This is a genomic window from Vibrio sp. 2130-1 (genome assembly GCF_033339515.1).
On record NZ_JAWOUT010000676.1, the window covers coordinates 1 to 533 of the forward strand.

The window sequence follows — 533 nt, forward strand, 5'->3', positions numbered from 1 at the left end:
AGGTATCATTCTGAAAGCGATCGGTATCCTGTATCAATGTTTACGGTTATCTTCGCGATTTCTCGTACTATTGGTTGGATTGCCCACTGGAATGAGATGCACAGCGACCCACTAAACCGTATCGGTCGCCCACGTCAGCTTTACAAAGGCGAGACGCAACGTGAATTTTCGCCGCTTCATGAGCGCGAATAATCGTTACTAGAGTTATCAGATAAACAAAAGGGTTGAGATGTAAGTCTCAACCCTTTTTAGTTTTAACGATAAAAATACACGCTACACTGGATTATCAATATCCACAAACTCGACATCTAAACCGTATTCATCGGCTAACCACTTACCAAGTGCTTTGATGCCATAACGCTCTGTTGCATGGTGACCCGCAGCAAAATAGTGGATGTCCATCTCACGAGCGGTGTAAGTTGTTCGCTCCGAAATTTCGCCAGAAATGAATGCATCTAATCCATGCTGAACCGCAAGTTCAATGAAATCTTGTCCACCGCCAGTACACCAACCAACGGTTTCGATCATTTTCT

At 44.1% G+C, this 533-nt stretch carries 1 protein-coding gene and 1 pseudogene; one reads left to right on the forward strand and one right to left on the reverse strand.

What is annotated here, in order from left to right:
- Window positions 1-192: pseudogene (locus R7Q09_RS28090) on the forward strand (citrate/2-methylcitrate synthase); the annotation flags it as partial.
- An 81-nt stretch (window positions 193-273) separates the two neighbouring features.
- On the opposite strand, the gene R7Q09_RS28095 reads toward R7Q09_RS28090, so the two are convergent.
- Window positions 274-533 (reverse strand): Nif3-like dinuclear metal center hexameric protein (locus R7Q09_RS28095; protein WP_318144201.1); only part of this gene is annotated, 260 nt, incomplete at its 5' end.